Genomic DNA, 3649 nt, shown 5'->3' with positions numbered 1-3649 from the left:
CGAACCCAGGTGGCAACACTAACCCAGGTGGCAACACCAATCCTGGTGGCGACACTAACCCAGGTGGTAATACGAACCCAGGCGGCAACACGAACCCAGGCGGCAATACGAACCCAGGTGGTAACACCAATCCTGCGATAATGCCAACCCGACCGGCACGAAGAATCAAACACCTTCGACGGTCACCACAGTTGATACGTCAACGACGGGCACCAAGCCAAGCAAACTGGCAAATGCTTCAGGCACGACTAACACGGCCAAAGGCAAGACGCTTCCAAAGACTGGCGACAAGGTCAGTCCGTTGGGTGCTGCGGGTCTTTTGATCAGTGCGATGAGTGCACTTCTGGCAGTTGGCACGGAACGCAAGCGTCGGCGCAACTAACTGGATATAGGCGTTTTTTGCCACAGCGTTGCAGAGAAACGGTCCCTTACACGGGGACCGTTTTTTTGTGCCTCCGGAGAATGTCCGCGCGACGGGCGCAACTCGTCACTTTGCTGACCGGTGTGCGATTCGGCTTTTTCGAGCTGACACAGGTAGAATTTTGAAAAATAACGTATAATCATCGTGGACAACTGTAATTAGTTGAAAAGGTCAACGGCCGCATGTGGGGCCGGGAAAGGAAGCCGCTCATGACTGAGAACACCTCAACGCAGCGCCCACGCCTAAAAGGGAGACGCGGCCGCGGGAACGCATCACGTATTGGCTTTATTTTACCGGGCAGGCCATGGGTACATGACCCTGACAGCCTTTTCCACGACTTATCTGATGATGAACGGGGTCAACGTCGGGGCGGTGGCCACGGCGATGTTCATTGCTAAACTGTGGGACGTCTTTGCGGATGCGCTGTTCGGGGTGCTGTACGACAAGGTGCACTGGCGCTCTGGCAACAAGGCGATTCCGTGGTTGCGGCTGGCGAGCTTCACGGTGCCGCTCACGACGCTGATATTGTTCCTGATTCCCAGTGGGCTGACGCCGACCATGAAGCTGGTGTGGTTCGTCATCGCCTATATCATTTGGGACACGAGCTACACCATGAGCGACGTGCCAATTTACGCCATGGTCACCAGCATGACCACGCAGGTCAACGAGCGCAATTCGCTGCTCTCAATGGCGCGGTTGTTCGCACTGGCCGGCAGCTTTCTGGTCACGGTGATCGGGCCGGTGCTGGTGTCCGAGCGGGTGGGCATGACTTTTCCCCAGATGGTCGCTATTATCGCCGTCATGACGCTGGTACTGATGTTCCCGGTGTCAGTGTTCGGTAAGGAGCGCATTAAGCCAAAAGCGGGTTCGGAGAGCCATTACCACTTAAAAGACATCATTCACTACCTGCGCACCAACAAGTTTCTTGGCATTTATTACCTGGGCTACCTGTTCTGGGGGCTGACCCAAACCGATCAGGTGGTGAGTCTGTTCACGGCCTATTGCCTGTTTGGCACGGCGCTGTTTGCCACGCTGACGACAGTGCTGGTCGCCATCCCGACCATTATCTTCTCGCCGTTCATGGGCCGCATCCTCAAGCGTATCGATAAGTTCAAGCTGTTTTACTACAGCATGATTGCGCTGGCAGTGCTGGCGTTTGCGATGTACTTTGTCGGCTACCACAATAAGACGCTCTATCTGATCATGGTGGTCCTGCGGGCGATTCCAATCGGCCTGATCGGCGTTTTGGGCCTGACCTTCACGCCCGATATCGTGGAGTACGGCGAGTTCAAAACGCACATCGACGCGCGTGGCATCGCGTTTGCCGTGCAGTCGTTTGCCGCGAAGCTGTCCTCGATGAACGCGCCGCTGGGCCTGGCGGTGCTGAGCTGGTTTGGCTGGAAGGCCATCACGGCCAGCTCATTTGCCGCGCTGGAGGCCGAAAATGTGACCCAAAGCGCCAGCGCTTTGAGCGGCCTCTGGGCAGTCACTGCGCTGGTGCCGGCAATTGGCGCCGTGCTGGCTTCGATTGCTCTGTCCTTCTATAAGCTTAACGACCACGACGTCCAGCTGATGGCGAAGGTCAACGCCGGTGAACTGGACCGGGCAACGGCCCAGAAGCAGATGAAAAACAAGTACTAAGGTGAGCTAACGAAAAGTGTGACCCGGGCGGTCGCACTTTTTGGTGCACGCAAAAACCGTCACGATTCGCGCGACGGTCAGTCAGAACATATTGAATTTACAGCGCCTTGCTGGCCAAATCGCGCAGGACCTTGGTCTGCGGCGCCGGCAACGTGCCATCGGCTTTCGGCCCGACATTCAGCAGCAGGCGGCCGCGCTGCGGGCGGGCAGCCGCGATCATCTCGCGTACCTGCTTGGCGGTGATGAAGTCGCTTGGGCGGGCGGCGCGGTTGTAGCCGAAGGAGTAGTCCATGCCGCGCGTGATCTCGTAGTAATCCGGCGCGCCTGTCCACACGGTGTGGTATTCCAGCGTGCGGTAATCGTAGTACTGCGGCGCCGCGGTCTTGTTCGTTTTTTCCTGGCGCCAGTTCACGTAGGCGCCGCCCGCGTTAAACAGCGGGTACAAGGCCTTGTGGCGCATCCAGCTTGGGTAGTCGCTCCAGCGGTCGTCCACCATGCCCTCGGGCACCGCCGCGTAATAGTCGCGAAACAGCTGCGGCAGGCGCGCGTCCTCCGGGTAGCCGATGTCGCTCCACAAAATGTCGGGGTGGTAGCGGTCGATCAGCTCGTGCCACTGGGCCCAGACGTAATCGCGGTACTGCTTGGAGTGGTCGGAGCCCAGCAGCAAGGTCGCGGCACTTTGAATGCGGTCGTGCTTGAAGGTCCAGTCGAGCAGGCTGGAGTAGTACACGCCAAAGCGCATGCCGCGGGCGCGAACGGCCTTGGCGAGCTGGCCGACGAAGTCAAAATCGAGGTGGTAGCCGGGCCGCCGCGGATTTTCCACCTGCGTGTCGTACATCACAAACCCGTCGTGGTGCTTAGTGACGACCACGACGTACTTGGCATGCGCCGCGGCGAACGCATCGGCCAGGCCTCAACGTCCACGTTGCGGGCCTCGCGAAAAGTGGCCGCAAAGTCCGAGTACGGCGCGTTGCCGTAGTGCGCGCGGTGGTACTGGCCGGTCGGGCCGGTCGGAAACAGCATCGAGTTGCCGTACCACTCGGCGTAGGGCTGGTGTTTGAACTGCTCGTACAGGGTCGGGTGCTTGCCTGGACCGGTCACCGGGGCTGGCGCGAACGCCGGCACGCTGTAAAGGCCCCAGTGGATGAAAATGCCAAAGTCGGCGGCTTCAAACCACGCCGGCGCTTGGTGGCGATGAATGTTGACTGCGCTCATGGTGATCCCTCCTGTTTTAACGGTTGGCGGCTGAAAAGTGGGTTAGCGCTGAGGAGCTTTTTTTTGCCGTGATTGGCCAAGGCGACCAGCGCGTCGACCATCCACAGCTTGAGGCTGCCGCCGCTTTGCTGCGCGAGGCGCACCAGCGGCGTGTCCCAGACGATGGTGGCCAGGAACTGCCCTTCCGGCGAGTTCTTCGGCGTGCCGTCGTTTTTCTGCATGTTCGCGATGACGGCGGTGGCGACAATGCGCGCCACCACGGAGTACTTGGCCAAGTCGCGCGGCACGCTGAGCCGGGTGAAATCGCCGGGCTGCGGGCTGCGCGCCGGCGCCGGGGTCAGGCCGCTGAGTGCGGTGAAGTCTTTAACAGTT

General features: G+C 59.6%; 2 protein-coding genes and 2 pseudogenes. 2 read left to right on the top strand and 2 right to left on the bottom strand.

Annotated elements, in window-relative coordinates; genetic code table 11:
• Positions 1-226 precede the first annotated feature (226 nt).
• On the top strand, positions 227-382 hold the full coding sequence (locus tag JCM13995_RS17930) for an LPXTG cell wall anchor domain-containing protein (RefSeq protein ID WP_162230971.1): 156 nt from the start codon (positions 227-229) through the stop codon (positions 380-382).
• 351 nt (positions 383-733) lie between these two features.
• Positions 734-2062 carry an MFS transporter gene (locus tag JCM13995_RS13140; RefSeq protein WP_054666442.1) on the top strand — a complete coding sequence of 443 codons (1329 nt, stop codon included), beginning with the start codon at positions 734-736 and terminating at the stop codon, positions 2060-2062.
• Between the two features lie 97 nt (positions 2063-2159).
• Here JCM13995_RS13140 and JCM13995_RS13135 read toward each other — a convergent pair.
• A pseudogene (locus JCM13995_RS13135) lies at positions 2160-3277 on the bottom strand (alpha-L-fucosidase).
• Positions 3274-3649 (bottom strand): annotated as a pseudogene (locus JCM13995_RS15085) (hypothetical protein); the annotation flags it as partial. The pseudogenes JCM13995_RS13135 and JCM13995_RS15085, both read right to left, overlap by 4 nt.

The organism is Lacticaseibacillus camelliae DSM 22697 = JCM 13995 (assembly GCF_001311195.1).
Taxonomy (GTDB): domain Bacteria; phylum Bacillota; class Bacilli; order Lactobacillales; family Lactobacillaceae; genus Lacticaseibacillus; species Lacticaseibacillus camelliae.
The sequence above is the reverse complement of the archived record's forward strand: the minus strand, read 5'-3'. Positions and strand labels throughout refer to the sequence as shown.

Excerpts from the sequence above, each read along its gene's own strand:
- JCM13995_RS13140 (WP_054666442.1), top strand. The coding sequence starts at position 734 with ATGACCCTGACAGCCTTTTCCACGACTTATCTGATGATGAACGGGGTC.